Annotated in this window: 26 protein-coding genes; 16 read left to right on the top strand and 10 right to left on the bottom strand. The window is 73.8% G+C overall.

Going from position 1 to position 25,128, the window contains the following annotated elements:
• Positions 1-18: 18 nt before the first annotated feature.
• Positions 19-909, bottom strand: coding sequence for a LysR family transcriptional regulator (locus ACFPZJ_RS30100; protein WP_381028350.1), 891 nt, complete (start codon positions 907-909; stop codon positions 19-21).
• 80 nt (positions 910-989) lie between these two features.
• On the opposite strand from ACFPZJ_RS30100, the gene ACFPZJ_RS30095 reads away from it, so the two are divergent.
• From ACFPZJ_RS30095 to ACFPZJ_RS30085, 3 genes are all read left to right on the top strand, one after another.
• Positions 990-2,045 (top strand): EamA family transporter, encoded by a 1,056-nt coding sequence (locus ACFPZJ_RS30095; protein ID WP_381028098.1) that lies wholly within the window; start codon positions 990-992, stop codon positions 2,043-2,045.
• Positions 2,042-2,728, top strand: a complete 687-nt coding sequence (locus ACFPZJ_RS30090; RefSeq protein WP_381028095.1) for an NAD(P)-dependent oxidoreductase — start codon at positions 2,042-2,044, stop codon at positions 2,726-2,728. The genes ACFPZJ_RS30095 and ACFPZJ_RS30090 overlap by 4 nt, the downstream gene beginning before the upstream one ends.
• A gap of 136 nt (positions 2,729-2,864) precedes the next feature.
• Complete coding sequence (locus tag ACFPZJ_RS30085) at positions 2,865-3,956, top strand: hypothetical protein (protein ID WP_381028347.1); 1,092 nt, start codon at positions 2,865-2,867, stop codon at positions 3,954-3,956.
• Positions 3,957-4,646: 690 nt separating this feature from the next.
• On the opposite strand, the gene ACFPZJ_RS30080 is transcribed toward ACFPZJ_RS30085, so the two are convergent.
• Positions 4,647-5,225 carry a TetR/AcrR family transcriptional regulator gene (locus ACFPZJ_RS30080; RefSeq protein WP_381028092.1) on the bottom strand — a complete coding sequence of 193 codons (579 nt, stop codon included), beginning with the start codon at positions 5,223-5,225 and terminating at the stop codon, positions 4,647-4,649.
• A 233-nt stretch (positions 5,226-5,458) separates the two neighbouring features.
• Here ACFPZJ_RS30080 and ACFPZJ_RS30075 point away from each other — a divergent pair, with 233 nt between their 5' ends.
• The 3 genes from ACFPZJ_RS30075 (at position 5,459) to ACFPZJ_RS30065 (ending at position 8,412) form a co-directional block, all read left to right on the top strand.
• The gene (locus ACFPZJ_RS30075; protein ID WP_381028090.1) at positions 5,459-6,094 is read left to right on the top strand and encodes an acetoacetate decarboxylase family protein; all 636 of its coding nucleotides are present in this window, start codon (positions 5,459-5,461) and stop codon (positions 6,092-6,094) included.
• A gap of 72 nt (positions 6,095-6,166) precedes the next feature.
• Positions 6,167-6,823, top strand: coding sequence for a maleylpyruvate isomerase N-terminal domain-containing protein (locus ACFPZJ_RS30070; RefSeq protein WP_381028087.1), 657 nt, complete (start codon positions 6,167-6,169; stop codon positions 6,821-6,823).
• A 227-nt stretch (positions 6,824-7,050) separates the two neighbouring features.
• Complete coding sequence (locus ACFPZJ_RS30065) at positions 7,051-8,412, top strand: serine/threonine-protein kinase (RefSeq protein ID WP_381028085.1); 1,362 nt, start codon at positions 7,051-7,053, stop codon at positions 8,410-8,412.
• A 75-nt stretch (positions 8,413-8,487) separates the two neighbouring features.
• Here the strand turns inward: ACFPZJ_RS30065 and ACFPZJ_RS30060 are convergent, their stop codons facing one another.
• Positions 8,488-8,874, bottom strand: coding sequence for a VOC family protein (locus tag ACFPZJ_RS30060; protein ID WP_381028082.1), 387 nt, complete (start codon positions 8,872-8,874; stop codon positions 8,488-8,490).
• Positions 8,871-9,164: an ArsR/SmtB family transcription factor gene (locus ACFPZJ_RS30055; protein ID WP_381028079.1), complete on the bottom strand. Its 294-nt coding sequence runs from the start codon at positions 9,162-9,164 to the stop codon at positions 8,871-8,873. Before ACFPZJ_RS30055 ends, ACFPZJ_RS30060 begins: the two co-directional genes overlap by 4 nt.
• Positions 9,165-9,651: 487 nt before the next feature.
• Here ACFPZJ_RS30055 and ACFPZJ_RS30050 point away from each other — a divergent pair, with 487 nt between their 5' ends.
• On the top strand, positions 9,652-10,206 hold the full coding sequence (locus ACFPZJ_RS30050; RefSeq protein ID WP_381028076.1) for a hypothetical protein: 555 nt from the start codon (positions 9,652-9,654) through the stop codon (positions 10,204-10,206).
• An 80-nt stretch (positions 10,207-10,286) separates the two neighbouring features.
• On the opposite strand, the gene ACFPZJ_RS30045 is transcribed toward ACFPZJ_RS30050, so the two are convergent.
• The 3 genes from ACFPZJ_RS30045 to ACFPZJ_RS30035 all read right to left on the bottom strand — a co-directional run bounded on the left by ACFPZJ_RS30045 (position 10,287) and on the right by ACFPZJ_RS30035 (position 16,001).
• Positions 10,287-12,545, bottom strand: a complete 2,259-nt coding sequence (locus tag ACFPZJ_RS30045) for a S9 family peptidase (protein WP_381028345.1) — start codon at positions 12,543-12,545, stop codon at positions 10,287-10,289.
• Positions 12,546-12,811: 266 nt separating this feature from the next.
• Complete coding sequence (locus ACFPZJ_RS30040) at positions 12,812-14,596, bottom strand: N-acetylglutaminylglutamine amidotransferase (protein WP_381028074.1); 1,785 nt, start codon at positions 14,594-14,596, stop codon at positions 12,812-12,814.
• A gap of 214 nt (positions 14,597-14,810) precedes the next feature.
• Entirely contained in the window at positions 14,811-16,001 is a 1,191-nt protein-coding gene (locus tag ACFPZJ_RS30035; RefSeq protein ID WP_381028071.1) for a carboxylate-amine ligase, read from the bottom strand.
• Between the two features lie 219 nt (positions 16,002-16,220).
• Here ACFPZJ_RS30035 and ACFPZJ_RS30030 point away from each other — a divergent pair, with 219 nt between their 5' ends.
• The 7 genes from ACFPZJ_RS30030 to ACFPZJ_RS30000 all read left to right on the top strand — a co-directional run bounded on the left by ACFPZJ_RS30030 (position 16,221) and on the right by ACFPZJ_RS30000 (position 21,078).
• Complete coding sequence (locus ACFPZJ_RS30030) at positions 16,221-16,391, top strand: hypothetical protein (RefSeq protein ID WP_381028069.1); 171 nt, start codon at positions 16,221-16,223, stop codon at positions 16,389-16,391.
• Complete coding sequence (locus ACFPZJ_RS30025; RefSeq protein WP_381028066.1) at positions 16,388-17,140, top strand: hemerythrin domain-containing protein; 753 nt, start codon at positions 16,388-16,390, stop codon at positions 17,138-17,140. The genes ACFPZJ_RS30030 and ACFPZJ_RS30025 overlap by 4 nt, the downstream gene beginning before the upstream one ends.
• A 74-nt stretch (positions 17,141-17,214) precedes the next feature.
• Positions 17,215-17,670: a DUF4383 domain-containing protein gene (locus tag ACFPZJ_RS30020; protein ID WP_381028064.1), complete on the top strand. Its 456-nt coding sequence runs from the start codon at positions 17,215-17,217 to the stop codon at positions 17,668-17,670.
• A gap of 6 nt (positions 17,671-17,676) precedes the next feature.
• A complete protein-coding gene (locus ACFPZJ_RS30015; protein WP_381028062.1) occupies positions 17,677-18,147 on the top strand; it encodes a hypothetical protein in 471 nt (156 codons plus the stop codon).
• Positions 18,144-19,319 (top strand): zinc-dependent alcohol dehydrogenase, encoded by a 1,176-nt coding sequence (locus ACFPZJ_RS30010; RefSeq protein ID WP_381028059.1) that lies wholly within the window; start codon positions 18,144-18,146, stop codon positions 19,317-19,319. Before ACFPZJ_RS30015 ends, ACFPZJ_RS30010 begins: the two co-directional genes overlap by 4 nt.
• Before the next feature lie 161 nt (positions 19,320-19,480).
• On the top strand, positions 19,481-20,431 hold the full coding sequence (locus ACFPZJ_RS30005) for a Rieske (2Fe-2S) protein (protein WP_381028343.1): 951 nt from the start codon (positions 19,481-19,483) through the stop codon (positions 20,429-20,431).
• 113 nt (positions 20,432-20,544) lie between these two features.
• Positions 20,545-21,078, top strand: coding sequence for a hypothetical protein (locus ACFPZJ_RS30000; protein WP_381028057.1), 534 nt, complete (start codon positions 20,545-20,547; stop codon positions 21,076-21,078).
• Positions 21,079-21,112: 34 nt separating this feature from the next.
• Here ACFPZJ_RS30000 and ACFPZJ_RS29995 read toward each other — a convergent pair whose 3' ends face one another.
• Together ACFPZJ_RS29995 and ACFPZJ_RS29990 are read right to left on the bottom strand one after the other, a co-directional pair.
• The gene (locus tag ACFPZJ_RS29995; RefSeq protein ID WP_381028054.1) at positions 21,113-21,313 is read right to left on the bottom strand and encodes a hypothetical protein; all 201 of its coding nucleotides are present in this window, start codon (positions 21,311-21,313) and stop codon (positions 21,113-21,115) included.
• A gap of 133 nt (positions 21,314-21,446) precedes the next feature.
• Positions 21,447-22,541 carry a carboxylate-amine ligase gene (locus ACFPZJ_RS29990; RefSeq protein ID WP_381028052.1) on the bottom strand — a complete coding sequence of 365 codons (1,095 nt, stop codon included), beginning with the start codon at positions 22,539-22,541 and terminating at the stop codon, positions 21,447-21,449.
• A 293-nt stretch (positions 22,542-22,834) separates the two neighbouring features.
• On the opposite strand from ACFPZJ_RS29990, the gene ACFPZJ_RS29985 reads away from it, so the two are divergent.
• Both ACFPZJ_RS29985 and ACFPZJ_RS29980 read left to right on the top strand, forming a co-directional pair.
• Complete coding sequence (locus tag ACFPZJ_RS29985) at positions 22,835-23,248, top strand: SRPBCC family protein (protein WP_381028050.1); 414 nt, start codon at positions 22,835-22,837, stop codon at positions 23,246-23,248.
• Between the two features lie 17 nt (positions 23,249-23,265).
• Entirely contained in the window at positions 23,266-23,574 is a 309-nt protein-coding gene (locus tag ACFPZJ_RS29980; RefSeq protein ID WP_381028047.1) for a hypothetical protein, read from the top strand.
• Between the two features lie 266 nt (positions 23,575-23,840).
• On the opposite strand, the gene ACFPZJ_RS29975 is transcribed toward ACFPZJ_RS29980, so the two are convergent.
• Complete coding sequence (locus tag ACFPZJ_RS29975; RefSeq protein ID WP_381028045.1) at positions 23,841-24,830, bottom strand: SDR family oxidoreductase; 990 nt, start codon at positions 24,828-24,830, stop codon at positions 23,841-23,843.
• Positions 24,831-25,128: the final 298 nt, after the last annotated feature.

Raw genomic sequence — 25,128 nt, 5'->3', positions numbered from 1 at the left:
GCCCGTGGGGGAGTCCGGCTACCCCCGCGTCCCGACCCCGAGGACGTCGAGCATCGCCCGCGTCGCCGGGCTGGGGTTGAAGCGGCTCCATGCCAGACACTCGATGCGGCGCGGGCCGTCGACCACCGGAACCAGCGCCAGCTCGGGCGTGTCGGCGGCCAGCGGCCGGATGAACGCCGACGGCAGCAGCGCGACCCCGAGCCCGCGCGCGATCAGCCGGATGATCAGCTCCACGACACCGGCCTCGTAGGCGACGTCACGCACCAGGCCGGCGGCGGTGAACGCCCGGTCGGACTGGGCCCGCGCCGGCGTCCCGTCCACGAAGTCGACGAACGTCTCCTCGGCGATGTCCCGCAGCGTGACCTCGGGCAGCCCCGCGAGCCGGTGCCCGGCCGGCACCACCAGCACATGCCGGTCGTGATCCAGCACGACCGTTTCCACACCGGGCGGCCGTTCGCCCTCCGGCAGGCCGAGGAAGGCGATGTCGAGATCGCCGTCGCGGATCGCCGCCGCCAGGTCGTCGCTGCGCCCCGAACGCAGGGCGACCCGGACGTCCGGGTGCCGGGCGCGGTAGCGCTGCAACAGCTCGGGCACGTCGACGGCGGCCGTCGTCACGATCACGCCGACGGCGAGCCGGCCACGAACCACGCCGGTCGCGGCGGCGGCGTCGGCGACCGCGCGGTCGGCCGCGGCCAGGCACTCGCGCGCCCGGGCCACGAACGCCGTTCCCGCGCTGGTCAGTTCGACGCGGCGGCTCGACCGGGCGAACAGTTTGACCCCGAGTTCCCGTTCCAGGCCGGCGATCCGGTGACTGAGCGACGACTGCACCACGAAGCAGCGCTCGGCAGCGCGCGTGAAGCTGCGGGTTTCTGCGACGGCGACGACGTAACGCATCTGCTGGAGATCCACATGAGCATCGTCCTCGTTCATAGCTGGAATGCAAAGCATGTCTTGGACTCATGGGTGGCCCCCGGCCGAGACTTCGGGACATGCATTCCATCACCGAGCGGTCACCGGGCCCGCCGCGGACGCCGTACGCGCGGCGGGCGGCGACCGTCGCACTGACCGCCCTCGCGCCGGCGGCCTGGGGCACCACGTACGCCGTCACCACGGAACTCCTGCCGCCCGGGCATCCGCTGTTCGCCGCGCTGATGCGCGCCCTGCCCGCCGGGCTGCTCGCGCTGGCGATCACCCGTGTGCTCCCGCGCGGGGACTGGTGGTGGAAGGCCGCCGTCCTCGGCGCGCTCAACATCGGTGTCCTGTTCCCGCTGTTGTTCCTGGCGGCGGGACGACTTCCCGGCGGTGTCGCCGCCACCCTCAGCGCCACCCAGCCCCTGCTGGTCGCCGGGTTGGCCGTGGTGGCGCTCCACGACCGGCCGACGGCCTGGCGATGGACCTGGGGCGTGCTCGGCGTGCTGGGCGTCGGACTCGTCGTGCTCGGGCCGGGAGCACGGCTGGACGCCGTCGGGGTGCTCGCGGGCCTCGGCGGTACGGCCGGCATGGCCGGCGGGGTCGTGCTCACCAAGCGCTGGGGCCGTCCGGCGGGGGTCGGTCCCCTGGCGCTGGCCGGCTGGCAACTGACGGCCGGCGGGCTGCTGCTGCTCCCGCTCACCGTCGCGATCGAGGGGGCGCCGCCGCAGCGGATCGACGCCGGAGCGGTCGCCGGCTACCTGTGGCTCGGCAGCATGGGCGGGCTGATCGCGTACACGCTGTGGTTCCGCGGGATCGGAAAGCTTCCCGTCGGCGCGTCCGCACCGCTGGTGCTGCTGTCCCCGCTCGTCGCGGCCGTCGTAGGCATCGCCCTCGGGGAGTCGCTGAACCTGCCGCGGGCCCTTGGGTTCGTCCTCGCCCTGGCCGCCTTGCTCGCCGCACAGCTCGACGGCCCGAGACTGTTCGGCCGCATCGCGCGCGGCAGCCCGGCAGGAGACCGGATGCCCCCTGACCAGGCCACTGACGACCGGATACGAGACGACCACGCCCGAGACGACCACGCCCGAGACGAGCAGCCCTCGGGCGACCAGGCACGAGGGGAACGGATTCGATGAAGACAGGTGCAGGTTCGACGAGGGCACGTCTGAGGATCGCCGTGCTCGGTGCCACCGGCATGGTCGGAAGCCGCGTGATCAAAGAGGCCGGTGCACGCGGCCATCAGGTGCTCGCCCTGTCCCGGAAGCCCGCGGGTGAGCACCCGAACGTGACGCCGGTCGCGGTCGACGCGCGGGACGCGCACGCCGTACGCGACGCGCTCTCCGCCCCGGACGGTGGTGCCGCGGACGCCGTCGTGCTGACCGTGCGGAGCATGCCGGTCGACCAGGAGTTCCTCGTCGCCGTCACCCGTACGGTCCTGGACGTCTCCGCGCGGCTGGGTGTGCGGATCCTCGTGGTCGGCGGCGCCGGCGCCTTGCGCAGCCCCGACGCCCAGGATCTGCTGGTCGCCGACGACCCCGCGTACGTGCCCGCCGACGTCAGGGCCGTCGCCGCCGCCGGGGTCGCCCAGCTGCGGACCTGCCGGACCCACGCCGGTGGTGACTGGGTCTACCTGAGCCCGCCTGCCCTGCTCGAACCCGGTGAGCGGACCGGCCGCTACCGGCGCGGCACCGACACCCTGCTCGCCGACGCCGACGGCCGGTCGTGGATCAGCGCCGAGGATCTGGCCGTCGCCGTGGTCGACGAACTCGAGACCCCGGGCCCCGATCACCACATCACGGTCGCCCACCAGGGCCGCTGAGCGCGGTCGTATCCTTGATCCGCCCGTCGAGGGCCAGGAGTCGGTGGGCGAGATCGCGCACCGGGTGGGGGCACGTCTCTCGCCGGGCCGCGCGGTCGTGTGGGCGCGGGTGCGTGGGAAGGGGCGGGAGCACGTCGTGGGCAAGGACGGGACGTCGTCGATACCGGACGAGGAGTGGGAGCGGTTCCTCCGGGAGGCCGAGGCCGGGACGCGGGGCGCGCCGCAGGAGCCGTCCGCGCGCGCCCGGATGGTGGCCCGGCGGCTGAAGGAGCAGCCCGGGCAGCCGGAGGGATGGCGGACCCATCAACCGGCCCGGCGGCGCCGGGGCAAGGCCTGGTACGCGGTCGGTCTCCTGGCCGCCGTCGGCCTGCTGGTCGTGGCGCTGGCCCCGGGGCGGGTGACCGGATGGTTCGGAGGCGGGGACGAGCCCAGCGCACCGCTCGCCGCGGAGTCGGAACGCCCGGAACAGCCGCCGGCGACGGAGGCGGCAGCCCGACTGCCCACGCTGGACGAGCCGTTCAGGGGTTCGCCCGCGGCGCGTTGGGGCGACGGGACAGCGGGCATCCATCTGCCCGCCGCGCGGGCGACCGGCTGGATGACCGAGGAGCAGGTCGCTCGGACGCTCGACAAGAGCCGTGACTTCCTCGTCGCGTCCAGCCTGGACGCCGGGGTGCTGCGGGGAGAGCGCCCGAAGCGGGCGATCGCGCTGATCAATCCGCATCAGCGGGATGTGCGGGACTACCTGGCGACCGCGTTCCGTACGCCGAGCCGGGACAACGACCCTCTGCTGCTGTTCAGCCGCTTCACCAAGGACGTGCGGCTCGTCGGCGACGTGGTCAAGACCCGGGGACGGGTCACGTTCCGCGAGGGCGAACGCGGTGCGGTCGAGGTGACCAGCGACGTCACGTACGTCTATCCGGTCGTACGCGCCAAGGCCGGAAGTGACGAGGTCGCGCGCACCATCGTGCGCCGCGAGGTCGTGATGAGCTGGGACGACCCGGAGAAGGTGGTCGTCGCGCCGGGAACGTTCTCCCTCGTGTCCTACAAGGTGGACATCGCCAACGGAGGCTGCGGCACCCACACCGGCTACCTCACCCCCGAGTTCGGCGCCGAGCGCGCGGCCACGGGGGGCGGGCCCGAGGTCGACCCGTACGACCGCAGCATCGCCATGGACACGCGGATGGAGCAGGCCGGCGAAGCGGGGTGCGGGACCGCCACACGGTCGTGAGCGACGGTGCGGCGGGTGCGCTGTCCGCGCCCCGACCGCACCAACGGCCGCGTGCGTCGCAGGCGGCACGGCTGACCTGAAAGACCCTCGTTCCCCTGCGGGCTCTCTGTCAGGATCGCTACCGCTGTCCAGCCGCCCCCGGGCGGTCGGGCCCAGCTGCCGCCGGGGGCCCGTCGACAAGGGGGGGAGTCGGTCGATGCCTCGTCGCACGCCGTGGCGCGCCAGAGCGTGCGTGGCTGCTGCCACCGCCGCGTTGTTCCCGGTACCCGCGCAGCCCGGCCGTCGCCGGGCCGGCGCCGGCTGACGTGACGACCGCCCGCGAACGGACGCGGACGGCCCTGGAATCCGAGGTCGGCCTGCACGGGTCCAGCCCGGCCCAGCCCGGTGTGCCAGCAGCAGCGTCCGGCCTGCTCGATGGCGCGCAGGGCGCCGACGCCCCGAGTGGCGCTGGGGCACCTGCCTTTTAGTCGCCCGGGTGGAGCTTGTCGGTGTTGCGGTGCAGACCGGGGCGTCGGCGTTCCCGGGAACGTACGGCCCGGTTGTGCGCTTGTCCCGCGGCTGCGGTATGCCTCGGGGGACGAGAAGCGGCGGGCCCACGCGTCAGCGGTCGCCCTGGCGGATTGTCACGGTTCCGAGCGGCCCGGCCGCCCCGTCGCCGGGGCCGAGGAGGGTGATGCCGTGCCGCAGTCCCTACTCGGCGGCCACGATGCGCTGCACCGCGGCCGTCACCAGCTGCTGGCGCTCGGCCTCCGTGAAGACGTCCGGCAGGGTGAGCTGTTCGACGATCAGCCAGTTCAGCGTCAGCATGAGCAGCTTGACGGCCATGGCGTCGCCGGGGAGGCCGGAGGCCTCGTGGTAGGCGACGTTGGCGTCGACGTCGGCCCGGACGCGCTCGGTGAGGACCTTGCGCAGCTCCGGGCGGCGGGTGGCCTCCAGGCGGAGTTCGAGCAGCGCGAGGTAGCCGGTGCGGAAGGATGCGACGCGGTCCACGAGTTCCCGCATGAGTTCCGCGTACGTTGCCAGGTCGCGGTCGGCCGCCCGCTGGCGGGCGATCGTGGCCTCGTCGGGCTGGAGCCGCTCATAGACGCGGGCGCCGGCCTGGGTGAGCAGGTCGTCGCGGCTGGAGAAGTAGTTGGACGCGGTGCCGACCGGCACGGCGGCCTCGACGTCCACCGCACGGAACGTCAGGCCCCGTGCGCCCTCCCTGGCCAGCACCTCGATCGCGGCGTCGACGAGGGCGGCACGCCGCTGGTCGTTCCGTCTCACCACTGCCACCACTCCAGCTGTAACCTACCCGCTAACCACTGCGTGCATAGTACTACGGTCGGAGTCAACTGAGGCTCGACGGGATCACCGGCCTCCGGTCACCGCCCACGGGTGCATAACCTGGTCCGGTGGCTCGGAGGGGGCAGCCGGCGCGATGCTGGGCACGCACGGCGTCGTGCGCCCGCGCACCGCGGCCCGCGTCCCGTACGCGACGAGACGAGGAAGAGGGCCTCATCGTGACCCGACCAGGCTCCGTGCCCCCTGAGCCGTGGAACCTCACCGGAGACATGTTCGTCTCGCTGTGGCGCGTCCCAGCCGGTGACCTGCCGCACTGGCGGCTGCCACCCGGGGCCCGTCCCTGGATCGTGCGGCGGCGCTGCACCCTGGTCACCTTCTGGGTCGACTACCAGCCCGGCGGCGTCCTCGCCTACCGGGAATTCCTCATCGCCATGGCCGTACGGTACCGGCGGCGCCTGGCCGCCAGCACCGTCGCCGCCTGGGTCGACGACGAACAGGCGCTGGCCGGAGGGCGCGCCCTGTGGGGCATCCCGAAACACCCGGGCCGCTTCACCCTGCACGCCGACCGAGGCGGCATGCGGGCCGAACTGACCCCGAGCGGCGCTCCCGGCGTCCGCGTCGAGTACCACGACCTGTTGCGGCTGCCCTGGAGGTTGCCGGCACGCGCGCACTTGATCCAGCAGCGGCCGGACGGCACGACGTGCCGTGTGCCGCTCCGGATCCACGGACGGCCCTGCCTCGGCCGCGCCCGCACGGCGGCCGAGCCGTCCTCACCCCTGTCCTTCCTCACCCACCACAGCCCCCTGCTGTCGCTGGGGGTCCGCGACTTCCGCAGCACCGTGGGCCAGCGCTAGCGTCCGCGCCCACGCGCCGGCCGGTCGCAAACACGGTTGTCCGCCGTTCCGGTCCGGCATTACCGTGCCGCGGTGGATCTCTTCTCACGTTCCTGGACGGCGTTGCTCACGGCGGTGGCCGAAACGCCGGACCAGGATTTCGAACGGCCGTCCGGTTGCACCGGCTGGCTCGTGCGGGACCTGGTGTGCCACCTGGTCATCGACGCCCAGGATGTTCTGATCACCCTGGTCACACCCGCCGAGAGCCAACCGACCGCGGACGCGGTCACCTACTGGAACCTCCTCGACGAGTCTCCGACCGGTGACGACCCGCTCGACGCGCTTATCCCGCGACTGGCCGCCGCGTACGGCGAACCGCGATGGCTCAGGTTCCACCTCGACGACGTCGGCTCCGCGGCGGGCCGCGCCGCCGAACTCGCCGATCCCGCAGCCCGCGTGAGCACCCAGGACAAGGTGCTGACCGTCGGCGACTACCTCTCCGCGCACGTGCTCGAATGGACCCTGCATCACCTCGACCTGATCGCGCATCTGCCGACGGCCGCCGAACCGCCCGCCGACACGCTCGCTGCGGCACGCGCGGCGTTGGAGAAGATCGCCGGCACTCCGTTTCCCGTCTCGTTCTCCGCCCGGGACGCGCTGCTGATCGGCACCGGCCGGCGCGCGCCGACCGACGCGGAGCGGGCCGCGCTGGGCGACTTCCCGGTGAGGCTCCCACTCGTCCTCGGCTGAGCGGCCCACCCTCGTGACCGTCGTGCACCGGCCTGTCACCGCCCTCTGCACGGCGCGGTACGCCTCAACTGTGCTGCGGCGCCCGGGAGATGAGGCACTGTGGCCGGTCAGAGGTCCAACGGCCGGTACGCTGATGGCGCTGCGGCACCCCCCACCACCCGCCGTTCTCCAGCGGTGGGTCCGGCCTGCGGCGTTCGAGTCGTCACGGAACTGAGGAAGACACGCAGGTGCTGATTGCGGGCCGATACCGGCTGGATGCTGTCCTGGGGCGCGGTGCCATGGGGGAGGTCTGGCGGGCGTACGACGAGACGCTGGGCCGACCCGTGGCCGTGAAGCTCCTGCTGGCCCAGGACTCCGACCCCACCGCCGCCTCCCGATTCCGGTTGGAGGCGCAGACCGCCGGTCAGCTCAACCACCCGTATCTGGTCGGCGTCCTGGACTTCGGCGCGTACGACAACCGGCTGTTCCTGGTGATGGAACTGGTCGAGGGCGAGAGCCTCGCCGGTGTGCTGGCCGGCTCGGGCGCACTGCCCGCCGAGCGCGTGGCCCGCATCGCCGCACAGGCCGCCGCCGGCCTGGCCGCCGCCCACCGGCAGGGAGTGGTCCACCGGGACATCAAGCCCGGCAACCTCCTCATGGACGCCGACGGCACCGTCAAGATCGGTGACTTCGGCATCGCCCGGTTCGTCGACGACCCGGCCGCCGCTCTCACCGCCACCGGGCAGATCGTCGGCACCAGTCTGTACCTCGCACCCGAGCGAGCCCTGGGCAAGCCCGCCGGACCGGCGTCCGACGTGTACTCCCTCGGCTGTGTGCTCTACCAACTCCTCACCGGGCGGGCGCCGTTCGAGGCCGACAGCGCGCTCGCCATCCTCCACCAGCACCTCGACACCCCGCCCGTACCGCCCCGCGAGGCCGGCGTCCGCCTGCCGCCCGCCTTCGAGAACTACCTGATGGGTCTGCTCGCCAAGCAGCCCGAGGACCGGCCCACGGCCCAGGAGGTCGCCGACTGGTTCGCCACCGGGGCCTGGCAGGGCCGCCCCGAGCCCCTGCCCGCCGCCACGGCGTCAGCGGCTCCCGCCCGCCCGGCGACCCGGCCGGTGTCCGAGCGGAACCGTCCGGCCGGTGAGGCCGGGCCCGCGACCACGTACGTGCTGCCGCATGCCACCGGAGGCACGGGCGGCCACTCCCGCCGGGGCGTCCAGCGGCGGCCGCGCGCACGGGCATCCCTGTCGAGCCGACCCGTGGTGGCCACGGTCGTCGCCGGGGCGGTGATCTTCCTGGCGGCCGTGCTGATCGGCATGACGTGGTTCGCGCCCGACCGCAGCGCGACGGAAACCTCCCCGACCGGCCCCGGCCGTACCACGGAGTCCGGTCCCGCGTCGCCGTCCTCGGCGCCGTCGACCGACCCGGGCACGGCACCGACCTTCTCCAGCCCCGTGCCGGTCCCCGTGAGCTCCGTTTCGACGCCTTCGAGCCCCGTGCTCCAGGAGACACCGGACGAAAAGCCAGGGCCTCCCGAGGCACACGACGGCGGGAAGAAGGCGCGCGAGCCGAAGCGCCGGAGCGAGGACGACGAGGAGGACTGATCGCCTGCCTCGGCGCCGCGGCGCGGCCCTGCCTTGAGCCAGGAGCGCGATCGGCCCGGCCCCCGGGCCGGCGCCTCACTCGCTGTGGACGATCTGGATCAGATTGCCGCAGGTGTCGTCGAACACCGCCGTGGTGACCGCGCCCGTCTCCAGCGGCTCCTGGGTGAAGCGCACGCCGAGCCCGCGCAGCCGCTCGTACTCCGCCCGGACGTCGTCCACGGCGAACGAGGCGGCCGGGATGCCGTCCTCGACCAGCGCCGTCTTGTACGGCTGCACCGCGGGGTGGCCGGACGGCTCGAGGAGGAGTTCGGTCCCGTCGGGATCCTCCGGCGAGACCACGGTCAGCCACCGGTCCCTGCCCATCGGCACGTCGTGCTTCGTCACGAAACCCAGCACGTCGGTGTAGAAGCGCTGGGCTCTTTCCTGGTCGTCGACGAAGACGCTGGTGAGGTGGATCCTCATGGGGAGCTCTCCGGTGCGTCGGGCTTGAGCCATCGGTGCATGACGCGCTCAAGGGGTTCGGTGTTCAGGTCGTGGAACTTGTAGCGGCCCTCGCGCCGCGAAACGACCAGACCCGCGGATTCCAGTACGGCCAGATGCTGGCTGATCGCCTGACGGGACAGCCCCAGACCGTGTCGGGTCACCAGTCGTGTGCAGAGCTCGAACAGGCTCTGGCCGTTCCGCTCCGCCAGCTCGTCGAGGATGCGCCGACGGGTGGGGTCGGCCAGTGCCTTGAAGACATCCTCCGACATGACCACCACGATAGGCAAGCGACGACTTGCCTATCAAGGGCGGGCTCGGACGCGGGGCAGCGGCGTGGCGGCGGGGCCGCTCGCCGCGCCGCGGCGCACGCGGTCGCTGACGCCGCGCGGGACCTGCCCGCGTCGGCGTGGAGCGGCGCTCACCGTGCCGCAGCCCCGTGTCCTCGCCGGGTCTCCGCGCCGTACGCGCCCAGCGGCGCCGGGTACGGCCGGCCGGGTTCGTCCTCGCCGCCCTGCTCCCGCTGAGCGCTCACTTCGCCTGCCGTTCCGCGCGCGGCCTGCGTCGTCGTCGCCTACCCCCCTGTCGGCACCGGTCCGTTCGAGACCGGAGGCCGCCGCAGCGCACGGCTGACGGCTCGGCAAGACGAGGAAGGCGACGCGGTGTGCCGCGGCGCGTGACGACGATGCCGAGAGGGCAGACTGGCTGCCCGACACCGCACCACCGCACGCTCGGACGCTCGGACACGGGGGCGAGACCATGACCGCGACGACCTCGGCACGCGCACCGCGAGGAGGGCGCCGGTATCGACGCGGGACGGCCGTCGCGGTCGCCGCGCTGGTGATGGCCGGCTGCGACAGTTCGAAGAGCGCCGACGGGGCGTCCTCGCCGCATCGGCAGACCCCCCAGTCCCCCGCCGGGCAGACCTCCACCCGGCAGCCGTCGACACACCCCTCTGCGGCGACGGCTGACGGGCGGGACGCCGGCGCCTGCGCGGACGGCACCTGTGAGATCGCGGTGTCCGAGCCGGTGACCTTCCGTTTCCAGGGCCCGGCCGGTCCGGCGACCCTGTCCGTGACCGAGGTCGGCCCGGACAAGGTCGCCTACACGGTGAAGTCGGGCGACAGCCGGTCCAAGATCGGGACCCTCGGCCCGGGGCAGGAGTGCGTCACGGTGCTGCGCGGCAACGGCGGCGGCACCTCCTGCGGGCGTTCGGGAGACACCGGCCGCCCGAGTCCGCAGCCCGACGCCGTGGTGATCCGGGCGGCGACCGGCGAGGACGGCACGGCGATCCTGCACCTCGTGTCCGGCTGACGTGACGGACCGCCGGCCAGGCCGCGGCGGAAGCCCCCCGTGTTGCGCCCATGCGCCCTGCAGCCGCGAACGGGCCCCGGTCAGCCCGCCAGCCGGCGTTGGATCCAGTCCGCCGCGGTCCGTCGGAAGAGGCGGCGGTTGTCGGCGCGCCGGAAGTCGTGACCCTCGTGACGCAGCACGAGGAGCTCCGCCTCCAGGCCGCGCTCCCTGGCCGCGCGGACGAACTGTTCCGACTCGCCCGGCGGCACATTGGTGTCGTGCTCACCGTGGACGGCCAGCACGGGCGCGCGCAGCGCCTCGATCCGGTGCAACGGCGACAGCGCGTGCAGCAGGTCGCGGTCGCGTTCCGGGTGCCCGTACTTGTGCGCCGCCGACCGGGCGATCCAGGGCTCGGTGCCGGCGAAGAACGTGGCGAAGTCCGACATGCCGCAGACCGCCACACCGGTGCGGAACAGGTCCGGATGCCACACCAGGGAGGCCATCGTCAGGTAACCCCCGTACGAGCGGCCCATGACGGCCAGCCGCCGAGGGTCGGCGAGCCCGGCCAGGACCACGTGGGCCGCGCAGTCGGCGACGTCGTCGATGGCGGCGAACCTGCCCGCGCCCAGGTCGGCGTCGACGAAGGAGCGTCCGTAGCCGGAGGAGCCGCGTACGTCGGGGGCGAAGACGTCCAGACCCCGGCCGAGCAGTTCGTGGTAGAGGGGGTCGAACACCGGGCGTTCCTGCTCCTCCGGGCCGCCGTGCAGATGGACGACGCAGGGAGCTGGTTCGCCGGGCGCGCGGCCCGGTGCGCGGTAGTACCAGCCGCCCAGCGGAAGACCGTCCCGGGCGGTGGGCCGCATCGGCACGGGCCGTACGGGCGGGCGGTCTCCGGGGGCCGCGTCCTCGTCGCGCGAGGACCACGGCGTACGCAGGGGCGTGCCCTGGGGCAGCCACCACACGCCGGGGCGGCGCTGTGATCCGGACAGCGCTACGACGGGGGCGTCCGGGTCGGCGGTCGGCACGACACGGGTGACCACCTCATGGGGGAGGGGTACGGCACGGGAGGAACGGACAGCTGCGCGGGGCGGGGCCGGTTCCCCGGCCGCGGCCGGGGCGTGCGCGTGAGCCGTCGTGCGGTCCGACACGGTGTCCGCCGCGATGCCCGTCGGCGTGTTCGTCGCGGGCTCGTCGGCGGGGGCGGTGGTGGCGGTGTCCAGAGCGGCGATCCGCAGGTCGCTGACACCGCGCACGTTCCAGGAGAGCAGGGCGCCGCGCCCGTCCCGGTCCATGGCCAGCAGTTCCAGTCCGCAGTCCGCGCGTTCCGCGGCTACGGTGAGCCCCGACTGCCGTCCGTCGGCGTCGAGCCGGACCGCGTACAGGGCGGCGTACTCGCGGCCGTGGTCGCTGCGCAGCCACAGCGTCCGGCCGTCCGGCGCGAACCCGCCGATCCAGGGATCGCCGTCGGCGACCGGCACCGTGCAGGTGACCCGCGGGTCGCGGGTGCGCACGACGAGGGCCTCGCGGCGGCCTCGCGGCCCGCGCCGGAGCAGGGCCAGCCGGCCGTCGCGGCTGAGGTCGCACACGCGCAGGGTGGCCGCGCCACGCTCACTCGCGAGAAACACGGGTGCGGACACGCCTTCGGGGTCGACGAGGTACGTGGACAGCGTCAGCGGCACCGGCTCGTCGACGCCGGTCCCGGCTCCGTCCGCGGTCTCCTCGGGCACGGTCAACGGCCGGGGAGCCGCACCGGAGGACGGCCCGCCCAGCAGTACGGCATGACCGTCCCGCGCGTCCCACCCGGGAGGGCGCGACGCCCCGGGCATCCCGGTCCCGGCGCGTACGGGCCCGGCCTCCGAAGCGCCCGGGTCGGTGCCCGGGGACGGCTCGGCGACGGTCACCGCGACGGCCGAGCCGTCGTGCCGCCAGCACCCCAGATGGGCGGAGCTGCCCGGCTCGGCACCGGCCAGCACACGCCGGCCCGTGCCGTCGGGCCGTACGCACAGCACCCGGGTGAGCTCACCACCGCCCGGCGCGGTGGTGTATGCGATCCACCGGCCGTCGGGCGACCAGGACACCTCGACGACCGGGTCCGGATCGGCATCCAGCAGGTGCGCGGCGTCGCCGTCGACCGGTCCGGTCCACAGGTGCGGCACACCGCGCCGGTCGCAGATGAAGGCCACCTGCCGTCCGCTGGGGTCGACCGAGGGATACCAGCAGCCGTGGGCCGTCACGAGCGGCGGCACGTCGTGGGCCGCCGTGGCGTCCGGCAGGAAGGCGGGCGCGGGCGCGGCCAGCGGCGCCCGGGACGACACGGGCTCCGTACCGCCCGTGCCCGGCTCGCCCTGCGTGCCCCGCACGCCGTGCGCGTTCCGCGTCCGGGCCGGGACGTCCCGGTCGTCGGTGTCCGTCCGGGTGCCCCCCGCGTCCACCGGATGGGCGGGTGGCGTGGTGGCCGTGTCCTCACGACGGGCGGGCGGCGCGGAAACCGTACCCGTCGCGCGGGCGGGAAGCGGCGTGGGAGCCCCGTCGTCGGCGGCAGGCCGTGCTGGACCCGGGCCCGGTGGGGCGGTCTCCGCCGTGCCGGTCCGGGAGGGCGCGGACGGCCGGGGCGCCCGCCTGCCGGTCAGTTGATCCCGTGCGTCTGCAGCCATATCTCCAGCAAAGCTACCTGCCACAGCGTGTTCGCCCCGCGACGGGTGCGGTGCGCGTCGGGCGCCGCGAGCAACTCGGCCACGTAGTCCTGCCGGAAGACCCCCCGGCCCTTCGCCTCGGGGGCGGTCAGGGCTTCGCGGACCCGCTCCAGCACCGGGCCGGCCATGTGCTTGATCGCCGGAACGGGGAAGTAGCCCTTGGGCCGGTCCACGACCTCCCGCGGCAGCACCTTGCGTCCGGCGGCCTTCAGTACGCCCTTGCCGCCGTCCGCGAGCTTGAGTTCGGGCGGGCAGGCGGCGGCCAGCTCGACCAGTTCGTGGTCGAGGAACGGCACACGCGCCTCCAGACCCCAGTCCATGGTCATGTTGTCGACGCGCTTGACCGGGTCGTCGACCATCATCACGTGCGTGTCGAGCCTCAGGTCCGCGTCGAGGGCGGTCTCGGCACCCGGGGCCGCCATGTGGGCGCGTACGAAGTCGCCGGAGGCGTCCTGGCCGGGCAGCAGACCGGGCTCCAGGATGCGGGCGAGGTCGGCGTGCGACCGGTCGAAGTAGGCGTCGATGTAGGCCTGCGCGGCGCGCTGACGGGGCACGCCCGCCATGGCCGGGTACCAGTCGTAGCCCGCGAACACCTCGTCGGCGCCCTGGCCGCTCTGGACGACCTTGACCTCCTTGGCGACCTGCTCGGACAGCAGGTGGAAGGCGACCACGTCGTGGCTCATCATGGGTTCGCTCATGGCCGCCACCGCACCGTCCAGGGCGCGGGAGACCCGGTCGGAGGGGACCATCAGCTGGTGGTGGGCGGTGCCGAAGTGCCGCGCCACCAGGTCGGAGTAGCGGAACTCGTCGCCCTCCTCGTCCCCTTCCGACTCGAAGCCGACGCTGAAGGTGGCCAGGTCGCGCTGCCCCTCCTGGGCGAGCAGGGCCACGATGAGGCTGGAGTCGAGGCCGCCCGACAGCAGCACGCCGACCGGCACGTCGGCGACCATGCGGCGGCGTACGGCGGTGCGCAGCGTCTCCAGCACGGCGTCCGTCCAGTCGTCGGCGCTCAGACCGGCGTACTCGGGCCGGCGGGTGTAGGCGGGCTGCCAGTAGCAGTGGTCACGGTGTGTGCCGTCCGGCTCGATCACACGGACGGTGGCCGGCGGAAGCTTGCGCACGCCGGTGAGGACGGTCCGGGGCGCGGCCACGGTGGCGTGCCAGCTGAAGTACTGGTGCAGGGCGACCGGGTCCAGCGAGGTGTCCACCCCGCCGGCGGCCAGCAGCGCCGGCAACGAGGAGGCGAACCGGAGCCGGTCCGGCGCCTCGGCGAGGTACAGCGGTTTGATGCCGAGCCGGTCGCGGGCCAGCACCACCCGCCCGGTGTCCTGCTCGACGATCACGAAGGTGAACATGCCGTAGAAGCGGTCGACGCAGGCCGTGCCCCATTCCTGGTACGCCTTGAGCACCACCTCGGTGTCCGAGTCGGAGAAGAAGCTGTGGCCGAGGCCGCGCAACTCGTCGCGCAGCTCGCGGTAGTTGTAGACACAGCCGTTGAAGACGCCGGCCAGTCGGCCGTGCGGGTCGGTCATCGGCTGGGCGCCGCTGTCCGACAAGTCGATGATCTTGAGGCGCCGGTGGCCGAGGGCGACCGGCCCCTGGGACCACAGCCCGCGGCCGTCGGGGCCCCGGGGCGCGAGCCGGTCGGTCATGCGCTCGACCGCCGCCACGTCCGGCCGCCCGTCGTCGAAGCGGATCTCGCCGCTGAGCCCACACATCAGGCGGACCTCCTTCCGGCGACGTCCTTGGGCGGGGCGGACCGCGACAAGGCGGTGACCGCGCACGGGGTGAGGGGAGACGGGGATGAGCTGGGCATGGTGGTGCGACTCCTTGATGACAACGCTGCTGTCGGCCCGCCCGGCCGGGCCTGCGGCTGCCCGGGCGGAGCGTCGCCGACGCGAGAGGGGACGAAAGAGTGGCGCGGCACGGGAATCAGCCGACCGTGCCCCCGGCCGCGGTCCTGAGGGACGGGCGGGCACCTCCGGTTCGCACCGGGGTGATCGGCGGGAGGGCGGCCGGTGCGGGGCGCCGTCCGGCTCGACCGCCGCGGGTCTCGTCGACCATCAGGTCGACGCTGGCGAGCAGGTCCTCGGCCGCCGCCGCGCGGCGCAGCCGGAGGGCGGCGCTCCCGGCCTGCAGGGCCTCTTCCAGCAGAGCGTGCACGGTGTGCCAGTCACCGGACGCCTCCAGCGCCGGGCGCAGCCGGTCCCGCATCCGGCGCAGCACCTCGGGGGCCGGTGCGGCCCGCCGGGTCTCCGGATCGACCAGGTGTTCCTCCAGCCCGGAGCGGGCCGCGCGCCAGGTGGCGGCGCGCAGCCAGTCGTGGCGGCCGTCGCAGACCGGGCCGTCGCCGTCCGCCAGCCGTGCGCACGCGTCGCGCACCAGCGCCCGGAAGAGACCGGCGACCAGGACGACCGTCTCGACCCGCGGGCAGGCGTCACAGACGCGCAGTTCCAGGGTGCGCTGGTGAGCGGAGGGCCGGACGTCGTGGTAGACCATGCCGGCGTCGCTGATGACGCCCGAGCCGATGAGCTCCTCGACGGCGGCGTCGTACTCCCGCGCGCTCGCATGGCAGCCGGCGGGCCCGGCGGTCGGCCAGCGCTGCCACAGCATGGTGCGCCAGCTGGCGTACCCGGTGTCCGCGCCCAGCCAGAACGGTGAGCTGGCGGACAGTGCCAGCAGGGGCGGCAGCCACGGGGACACCAGGCACATGGCGCGTACGGCGGTGTCCCGGTCGGGTACGTCCACATGCACCTGGGCGCTGCAGACGAGCTGTTCGTGGGCGACCTTGCGGTACTCGTCGGCCAGGTGCTTGTAACGGGAGTCGGCGGTGATGTCCCGCGAGCTGATCCGGGCCAGCGGGACCGTGCCGGCGGCCACCACGGCGAGACCGAGGGAGGAAGCGGCCGTGTCCAGCCGGCGCCTGGCCCCGGCCAGATCCGCGTACAGGTCGTCGAGTGTGTCGTGCACCTGGCTGTTGGTCTCCACGGCCGACTGCTGGAGCTCGGCCGTGAAGCCGGGTCTGTCCAACCGGTCGAGAACGGCGCGGGCCCGTGGCACCAGGCGCCCGCTCTCCACGTCCAGCACGTGAAACTCTTCCTCCGCGCCGATGCGCAACGTCACGGTGTCTCCCCTTGCCGTGTCAACCGGTCGGCCGCCTTGGGCTCGCGGCCCCTATGGCCGCGGCGCAGGCCGATCCGCGGAATGTCGGGTGCCCTGGTAGGGCCCGCACAAGCATGCGAATCGCCTCAGCGCCGCTCGTCCCAGGGCTGGTGAAGGCGTGGCGGGCGGGTACTCGGCACGCCGGCCACCACATCCCTTCCCAGCCCTGAGGAGACCGACATGTCCGAGCCCGACGACCAGGACATGAGCCACCCGCTGGAGCAGACCACCGGGGAGCGGGACGTCCATCCGGAGGAGGACAGCAGCCGCCGGCAGAACGAGGAGACGGCCCGGAGCGGCGACGACACCGAGCCCGAGGCCGAAACGCCCTCGGGGGGAGAGACGCCGTGACGCCGACCATCGCCGAGCAGAGTGCTGCCGACCTCGGGGGCGAGGGCAGCATTCTGCTGCGGCAGCGCCGCGACCACGCCGAACTCGACCGTCTGATGAACGCCTACCTCGCGGCCGACACGACCGAAACGAGCGACACGACCGACGCCATCGACTCGTACCGCGAGCGGTTGTGGCAGGACATCGTCCAGTTGGTGTTCAGTCACGCGTTCGCCGAGGAGACCGTGCTGTGGCCTGTGCTGCGGCGTGTCTCCCCGGCGGGCGAGGATCTCACGGCACGGGTCGAGGAGGAGCACCAGGCCATCAACGACCTGCTGGCCCAGGTGGAGAAGGCGGACCCGGACGACCCCCGGCGGCGCGCGTGGATCGAGGACGCCTTCACCCTCGTCCGCCAGGACATCCGCGACGAGGAGGACGAGCTGCTGCCTCGCCTCCGCGACGCTCTGGGCGACCGGCAGCTGCGCCGCCTCGGCGCCGCCTGGGAAGCCGTACGTCGCACCGCGCCCACCCGTCCCCACCCGGCCGTGCCCCGCCGTCCTCCCGGCAACGCCGTGCTGGGGGTGGCGCTGAGCGGGTTCGACCGGCTGCGGGACCTCGCAAGGGCGCGCGGCCCGTCCGCCCGTCGCGCGGGACTGTCCGCCGGTGTGCCGGTCGTCGCCGCCGGGGCCGCCGTCCTCGTGTGGCGCGCTGTCGTCCGGCGCGGCACGCGATGCCGTCGGGTCGCTGCGAGGCCCGGCTCGAAGAGATAGCGGGCCGGAGGCGGGGTACTCGCTGCTCACGTGGCGCTCACCGTGACGCGCCCCGGAGTGAGAAGGCCGTCATCATGACCACACACACCCGTGCGACGAGAGGTGCCCGTACCCCTGTCCAGCAGGCCGCACTGCTGGTGGGAGCGGTGTTCCTGCTGGTGGGGATCCTGGGGTTCATCCCGGGCATCACCACCGACTACGACACGATGGAGTTCGCCTCACACGAATCCGGAGCCAAGCTCCTCGGGATCTTCCAGGTCTCCATTCTGCACAACCTCGTCCACCTGCTGTTCGGGGTCGCGGGCCTGGCCATGTCCCGTACCGCCGCCGGCGCGCGTACGTTCCTGCTGGTCGGAGGCGCCATCTACCTGGTGCTGTGGCTGTACGGCCTGATCGTCGGCCACGACAGCGACGCCAACTTCATCCCGCTGAACACGGCCGACGACTGGCTGCACTTCGTCCTCGGCATCGGCATGATCGCGCTGGGCGCGCTGCTCACCCGTGGTCCGGCCGTCTCCCGCAGGATGTGACGGCCGATGGCTCACGGGAAAGCGCTGTGGGCGGCCGCCGCGGGGCTCGCCGCCGGGGCCGTGGTCGCCGCGCGACGCGCGACGGCGCGCCCCGGCGCCCCGGCCGCCGACCCCCGGTGGCTGACGGTGACGATCAACCTGGGGCCCGGGGAGATGGAGCCCGAGAAGCTGCCCTCGCCCCTGCGGGAGTACGGCGACCGCATCGAGACGCGGATCCGCCCCGCGCCCGGTGACCGCGGCACCGAACTGGCGGTACGCCTTCGGGAACCGCAGCCGCAGGCCGCGAGCTCCGTGCCCGCACGGCTGGCCGGACAGGATCCGCGCCAGGATCTGCGCCGCGCGCTGCGCGAGGCCAAGGCGCTGCTGGAGGCGGGCGAGGTCCTCCAGCCGGACGTACCGCCCACCACGCACGACACTCCGGGCGGGAAGCTCGTCGGGCTGCTCAGCCGCCGCGCCGGAGGGGAGGGCGTGCTGTGAAGGCCCTGTGCTGGGAAGGCGTCAACAAGCTGTCCGTCGAGCAGGTGCCCGATCCCGTGCTGCGCAACGACCAGGACGTGATCGTGCGGCTCGTCGCCGGCACCACCTGCGGCTCCGATCTCCATCTCATCGGCGGCTACATCCCGTTCATGCGGTCCGGGGACGTCATCGGCCACGAGTTCCTCGGCGAGGTCGTGGAGGTGGGGGCCGGCGTCCGGCGGCACAAGGTGGGCGACCGGGTGGTGGTCTGCTCGTTCGTCGGCTGCGGCCGCTGCTGGTACTGCACGCACGACCTGTGGTCGCTGTGCGACAACACCAACACCAACCCCGGCATCGGACAGGCGCTGTTCGGCGCCGACACCGGCGGCATCTTCGGCTACTCGCACGCCATGGGCGGACTGCGCGGCAGCCACGCCGAGTACGTCCGCGTCCCCTTCGCCGACCACGGCGCCTTCTCCGTCCCGGAGGGCGTCGGCGACACCAGCGCCCTGTTCGTGTCCGACTCCGTGCCGACCGGCTGGATGGGCGCCGACCTGGCGGGTGTGAGACCCGGCGACGTGGTCGCCGTGTGGGGCTGCGGAGCCGTCGGCCAGATGGCGGCCCGCGCCGCGATCCTCCTGGGCGCGGAACGCGTCATCTCCATCGACCGCATCCCGGAACGGCTGGAGATGACCGAGCGTCACATCGGCAGCGAGGTCGTCGACTACACCGCCACCGACGTCGGGGCGGAACTGCGCGAACGCACCGGCGGCCGGGGCCCGGACGTGTGCATCGAGGCCGTCGGCATGGAGGCGCACAGCGACAGCCCCGTCCACCTCTACGACCAGGTCAAGCAGCAGCTGCGGCTCCAGACGGACCGGCCCACCGCCGTCCGGCAGGCCATCCACGCCTGCCGCAAGGGCGGCACCGTCTTCGTCCTCGGCGTCTTCGGCGGCGCCGTCGACAAGTTCCCCCTGGGTGCGGTGATCAACAAGGGCCTGACGGTACGGGGCGCCCAGCAGCACGGCCAGCGCTACATCCCGATGCTGCTGGACCGCCTGGCCGCGGGAGAGCTGAGCACCTCCCACCTGGCGACCCACACGGTGCCCCTGGACGAGGCGCCGCGGGCCTACGACATGTTCAAGCACAAGACGGACGGCTGCGTCCGCGCGGTGATCCGGCCGGACGGCTGACCGTCCACCGACCGCTGTTCCGTGCGCCGCCGTCGGGTGCCCGCCGTCGGCGGCCCGCCGTTTCCGCCGTTCGGTGCACCGCCGTCGGCCGTCCGCCATTCCGTTTGCCGTCTGCGCTGGTGGGGACTCGGCCGGGCATGAGCACGATGCCACGCCGCCGGATGCGGCAGAACCGGGTCCTGTGGCTGCTGGACCGAGTGGAGCGGGAGCCCCGGGCCGACGCGGTGATCGACGCGCTCCGCAAGCGGGTACGAGCCCTGCCGCTGGGGCGCGGCCGGGACCTGCTGCACGGCAGGTGGCTGGGGCACCCGGTGCATCCGCTCATGGTGCAGGTGCCGATCGGCAGCTGGCTGTCCGCGGCGGTCCTGGACACCCGGCCCGGCCGCTCCCGGGAGGCGGGGCTGCTGGTCGGCGTCGGGCTGGGCTCGGCCGCTCCCGCGGCCCTGGCGGGCTGGGTGGACTGGGCGGAACTGCACCGCCAGCAGCAGCGCGTCGGGCTGGTGCACGCCCTCAGCAACACGACGGCCGTCGGCCTGTACGCCGCCTCGCTCGCCTGCCGTCTCAAGGGCCGCGACGCAGCGGGCCGGGCGCTCGGGTTCCTCGGACTGACGGCGGTCGGACTCGGCGGCATGCTGGGCGGCCATCTGGCCTACCGCCAGGCGTCCGGCGCCAACCACGCCGAGGAGGTCCCGCACGTCGTCACAGAGGGCTGGCACCGGATCGGGACCGTGGACGAGTTCCCGGCCGGCCGGCCCGTGCGGCGCAACGTGGACGACGTGCCGGTGCTGGTCGTCCGGGAGATCGGCGGCACCATCCACGCGCTGGCCGAGCGGTGCAGCCACCTCGCCGGACCGCTGTCCGAGGGCACGGTCGCCGACGGCTGCGTGCAGTGCCCCTGGCACGGCAGCGTCTTCCGCCTCTCGGACGGCTGGAACGTACGCGGTCCCGCCACCGCGCCCCAGCCCGCCTTCGACACCCGCATCGTCGACGGCCATGTCGAGGTGCGCCTGCGCCTGCAGGACGGCGGGCCGTACGAGGGGAACGGCCGGCAACCGGCGGCCGGGCGGGGGAGCGGGGCGGGAGCGGGCACGGCCCGTCGGCGCAGCGGCTGACAGCCGGCCGGCGCAGGCCCCTCCCGGCGCGTCCGGAGGGCTCGACCGCTGACCGCTCATGTCCCGTCGCCCCGGCCGGGTGAAAACGGCCCGTACCGGGTACCCGCCGGAGCATGATCAGGCGTGCACTGTGGCAGGGGCTGGTCGCCGGTACGGCCGGAGGCCTCGTGATGACCCTCGGAGAGAAAGTCGAGCAGGCCGTCACGGGCCGGCCCGACTCCCATGTACCCGCCCGGGTCCTGCAGCGCCTGACCGGCCTGCGTGAACGCCCCCGAAAACAGCCCCTCCCCGCCAACTGGGCCATGCACTACGGCCAGGCCGCCCTCCTCGGCGTGCTGCGCTCGGTCATGGCCCAGGCAGGGCTGCGGGGACCGGTCGCCTCCGCCCAGTTCACCGTCGTCCGCCTCACCAACGACCAGATCCTGGAGAACGCGACGGGCGTAGGCGCCCCACCCGAGACCTGGCCCCGCAAGGAGCTCGTCGTGGACGTCCTGCACAAGACCGTCTACGCCTTCGTCACCGGTGTCGTCGCCGACGCCCTCGCCGCCCACGACGGCCCCGGTCCGGGACGACGCCACGCCGCGCTGCGCCCCGGCCGTCACGCCGACGTCGGACCGCTGCCGCGCACGGACGCCCACGGCCGCTGAACCCGTCCGGCGGCGCCGAGGCCGCCCGCCGATGTCACCGGGCGCAGCCGACGTCCAGCACCTCGATCACGTCACCACGGCGGGTGTACACGAGCCAGCACCAGTCACCGAACGCCGCTGACAGATCCGAGACCGGTGTCTCCCGGTCCGCGGCCACGGCCCCGATGAGCGCGATGATCTCCTCGTGCGCCTCGTCCGGGACGTCGAACAGCACGTCCGCGGCCCGTTGGATCATTTCGACTTTCATCTCGCCCCCCACGGAGGCAGGAGCGGCAGGATACGGAGCCGTGCACTCCGCCCTGGATCTGTGGACGCTTGCAACGAGTTCCCTGACCAGCATAGATCCGGCGGCGGCTGCTGGACCCGACTCATGGCATGACGGCCGCCTCGGCGAGCATGTCGAGCACGGCGTCGGGGCCGCCCCGGGACAGCGCCTGGCGTTGCCGGTCCGCCCCCGTACCGTGCTGCAGCAGACGGTGGACGAGCGCGGCGACCTGGCGGGTGTCGCCCGCTGCGTCGAGCGCGGGGCCGACGTGTTCGAGGAGCTGGTACACCGCATCACCGGCACGGCAGCGCTTGCCGCCCGCATCGATCAGCTCCTGGCTCAGTCCGTGGCGGGCGGCCTGCCACATCGCCGCCTTCAACAGCTCCGGGCTGCTGTCCGGGGTGGTCCGGCCGGCGGCGGCCTCGCGCATCGCCGTCTCCACGAGCGCGCGGACCAGGCCGGCGAACATCACGGCGTCGTCCGTGCGCGGCTGGACGTCCAGACAGCGGACCTCGATCGTGGGATAGCGCTCGCACAGCCGGACCTGCCAGTACAGCTGGCCGCTGTCGGCGATCACCCCCGTGCCCAGCAGCCGCCGTACGCGAACGTCGTACTCCGTGTCGTCGGTGAAGGACGGCGGCACTCCGCTGACCGGCCAGCGGTCGAAGACGATGGTGCGCCAGCTGGCGAAACCGGTGTCGTGTCCCTCCCACAGGGGGGAGTTCGCCCCCATGGCGGTCAGTGTGGGCAGCCAGGGCCGCAGCCTGTTGAGGACCTCGACGCCGACGCGCCGGTCGGGTACGGCGACGTGGACGTGCATGCCGTTGACCATCTGCTCGGCCACCAGCTGCGGCGCCTGCCGCCGCATGGCCTTGTAGCGGGCCTTCTCGGTGACCGGCACGGGCGTGTCCTGCATCATCGGCGGGGTGCCGCTGGCCACGATGCGGCAGCCGTGCGTCTCCGCCGCCTGCGCCACGGCGTGCCGCAGACGCAGCAGATGCCCACCGACCTCCTCCAGCGTGCCGCAGACCGGGGTGGCCACCTCGACCTGCGCCTGGAGGAGCTCGAGCTGGATCTCGTCGGCCGCGACGAACGGCTCCAGACCGGCCGCGGCCCGCACTTTCTCGCCGTACGGGCTCAGCCGGCCCGTGGCCGCGTCGACCAGCAGGAACTCCTCTTCCACACCGACCGTCGTCACCGCAGCGCTCCCAACCCGCCGCGCGCCGCTCCGGGGGAGCGGTGCGGGCGATCCGTCCCGGGGCCGCCACATATCGCGCCCGGTGCCGCCCCCGACTGCCTGAGGGTGCGGCAGACAAGTGCCGTATATCCACCCATTTCAAACGTCCAGGCTCGGTCCCGCTCACAGGTGCGGGCTCGGTCCGCTCGGCCGGTCCCACCGTCCGACGCGACGGGCCGCTCCGCCGAGGGTTACGTCCGGCCGGGCCGGGAACGCGGTGCGCTGGACGACCCCGAGGTGAGGCCGGTACCGCGATGACCGAGTACGAACGCTCACACACGATGCCCGCACAGCCGGAGCACGTCTTCGACCAGGCCGCCGACATCGACCAGCTCGACACCTGGCTGCCGGAAGCCCTCCACGTGGAGGCCGAGGACCTGCCTGCCGTCACCGTGCACGAGGACCGCACCGACGAGGACACCTCCGCCCTGTTCCGCGCCCGGCGCGACCAGATGCGGCTCGAATGGGGCACCCGCGACCAGGGCAGCTACACGGGCTGGCTCCAGGTCGCCGGCATCGACAACGGCGCCAGCGAGGTCACGGTGCACCTGTCCTTCTTCGACGAGCGCCACGACCCGGGCGAGCAGGCGGTACGGGACGCCTTGGACACCAGCCTCCGGCGCCTGGAGGAGCGGGTGCGGCTGCGCGTCGAGCACGAGACCGGCTGACCGGGGGGCCCGCACGCATGGCTCGCGTCAAGCAGTACGCCGTCGCGGCGTCCGGCCAGTGGACCGACGAGGAGGAGGGCCGGCGCCGCCTGCCCGCCGGTGAGGTGCACGCCTGGGAGCCGGGCCTGAACCAGACCGTCTGCGGGCTGTCCCTCAGCCGCTCCCAGCTCGTACGCTTCCCGCACGTCAGCTGGCCCGACACCTTCCCGGAGTCCGGCGGCGCGGCGGACCGGGTACGGCGGCAGTGCCCGCGCTGCGCTTCGGTCGCCGGACGCCGTGGCCAGGACGCGCGCCCACGGTGGCACCGCACCAACCCGCGGCCCTGAGCGCGGCCCTGGACCTGGCGCCCCACCCCGCGTCTGCGGCCGGGGCAGCGGGGGGTTCACGCCATGCGTCGCAGTCGCCGCCCGCTGTCGTCGACAGCTCGCTCGCCCTCCTACGCCCTCCTGGCCAGCGGTTGGACCTGGCTGCCCGACCGGTGGCGTCGTACCGCCGCTGCACTCAGCCCGCGGCCGCCCGTGCCGTCCGGTGCCGCACCCAGTGGGGCGCCGTGTGCGGCACCGGACCCGTGGACGTACACAGCCGGTGACGGTCAGGCGGCCCTCGCGCCACGCGTCATCCGCCGCCCGGCGGTCGCGGCCGCTCCCGCCAGTGCGGCGGCGACGGCCGTCCTGCGGATCGCGGTGCGCCGCCGCCCGTGCCAGCCACCGTGCACCGCGCCCGCCCCGGGAGCCGGTACGTGCAGCGTTCCGTGCGTGGCCGGAGCCTCCTCGTCGTGGGACAGATGGCTGCTGTCCGTCTGCCGTGCCATGGACCGCTCCGCGAGTCCCGGTGCCATCCGGGCCTGGCGCACCAGAGCCCGGCCCGCGGCACCGACGACCACCTCGCGACGCGGGTGTCGGACGAGATCGACGACGGCGCGGGCGACCCGCTCTGGGCTGTAGACGGGCGGCATGGCGACGACCTTGCGCCCGGTGTAGTTGGCCGCCTGCTGGAAGTGCGGGGTGTCGATGGTCGCGGGCAGCACCGTGCACACGTGGATGTCCTTCAGCCCCTCGACCCGGAGCTGCTGCCGGAGGCTCGATCCCAGCCCCCGCACGGCGTGCTTGGACATGCTGTAGGGGTGGCTGTACGGCTGGGCGACGACACCCACGATCGACGAGATGTTGATCAACGTGCCCGCGCCCTGCTCCCGCATCACCCGCAGAGCTGCTCGGGCCCCGTGCACGTAGCCCATCACATTGACGTCCAGGACCTTGCGGAAGTCCTCCAGCGGCACGTCCTCGAAGCGGCCGAAGGCGTTGACAGCCGCGTTGTTGACCCAGACGTCGATCCGGCCGAACTCCCGCACGGCACGCCGCGCCAGCTCCTCCACCGCTCCGGCGTCCGTCGTGTCGGTCGGTACGACCAGGGTCCGTGCCCGGCGATGCCGCGCGCACTCCTCGGCCGCCGCCTCCAGCGCCTCCTCGCGTCGCGCGGCCAGCACCACGGCGCAGCCCTTGCGCGCGAAAGCCTCGGCCGTGGCCCGCCCGATCCCGCCGGACGCCCCGGTCACCACCACCACCTGATCCCGCAGTCCCATCCCGTACCTCCTCGCATCCGCCCGAGCCGGGCGCCTCGTGCCCGGCTCCGCAGTGCGACGGGTACCCGGCACGGCTCACCTCCCCCGTCCACACCCCCCGCGTTTCACTGCCGCCCCCGCCGTCCCCGTCCTTCGTCCGGACACCGGCGCCGTGCAGACCACCACCGTGCCGGCCCGGCGCCGGTCCGCAGCCCCGGGGACGCCGCGGCCGGACGAGCGGGCCCAGGCAGCGGCAAGACGGTCCTGACGGGGCACCGCTCGGCACCGCGGCCGTGTGACGTGGGCGGCGCGCGCCCGT

Source organism: Streptomyces bullii, from assembly GCF_042657145.1.
In the GTDB taxonomy this organism is placed as follows: Bacteria; Actinomycetota; Actinomycetes; order Streptomycetales; family Streptomycetaceae; genus Streptomyces; species Streptomyces bullii.
This window is presented reverse-complemented; position numbering and strand designations above follow the sequence as displayed.

Bases quoted from the DNA above. Each gene is read 5' to 3' on its own strand.
- ACFPZJ_RS30095 (WP_381028098.1), top strand. From the start codon at position 990: ATGCATTCCATCACCGAGCGGTCACCGGGCCCGCCGCGGACGCCGTAC.
- ACFPZJ_RS30090 (WP_381028095.1), top strand. From the start codon at position 2,042: ATGAAGACAGGTGCAGGTTCGACGAGGGCACGTCTGAGGATCGCCGTG.
- ACFPZJ_RS30060 (WP_381028082.1), bottom strand. From the start codon at position 8,874: ATGAGGATCCACCTCACCAGCGTCTTCGTCGACGACCAGGAAAGAGCC.
- ACFPZJ_RS30055 (WP_381028079.1), bottom strand. From the start codon at position 9,164: ATGTCGGAGGATGTCTTCAAGGCACTGGCCGACCCCACCCGTCGGCGC.
- ACFPZJ_RS30050 (WP_381028076.1), top strand. From the start codon at position 9,652: ATGACCGCGACGACCTCGGCACGCGCACCGCGAGGAGGGCGCCGGTAT.
- ACFPZJ_RS30040 (WP_381028074.1), bottom strand. From the start codon at position 14,596: ATGTGTGGGCTCAGCGGCGAGATCCGCTTCGACGACGGGCGGCCGGAC.
- ACFPZJ_RS30030 (WP_381028069.1), top strand. From the start codon at position 16,221: ATGTCCGAGCCCGACGACCAGGACATGAGCCACCCGCTGGAGCAGACC.
- ACFPZJ_RS30020 (WP_381028064.1), top strand. From the start codon at position 17,215: ATGACCACACACACCCGTGCGACGAGAGGTGCCCGTACCCCTGTCCAG.
- ACFPZJ_RS30015 (WP_381028062.1), top strand. From the start codon at position 17,677: ATGGCTCACGGGAAAGCGCTGTGGGCGGCCGCCGCGGGGCTCGCCGCC.
- ACFPZJ_RS30005 (WP_381028343.1), top strand. From the start codon at position 19,481: ATGCGGCAGAACCGGGTCCTGTGGCTGCTGGACCGAGTGGAGCGGGAG.
- ACFPZJ_RS30000 (WP_381028057.1), top strand. From the start codon at position 20,545: ATGATCAGGCGTGCACTGTGGCAGGGGCTGGTCGCCGGTACGGCCGGA.
- ACFPZJ_RS29995 (WP_381028054.1), bottom strand. From the start codon at position 21,313: ATGATCCAACGGGCCGCGGACGTGCTGTTCGACGTCCCGGACGAGGCG.
- ACFPZJ_RS29985 (WP_381028050.1), top strand. From the start codon at position 22,835: ATGACCGAGTACGAACGCTCACACACGATGCCCGCACAGCCGGAGCAC.
- ACFPZJ_RS29980 (WP_381028047.1), top strand. From the start codon at position 23,266: ATGGCTCGCGTCAAGCAGTACGCCGTCGCGGCGTCCGGCCAGTGGACC.
- ACFPZJ_RS29975 (WP_381028045.1), bottom strand. From the start codon at position 24,830: ATGGGACTGCGGGATCAGGTGGTGGTGGTGACCGGGGCGTCCGGCGGG.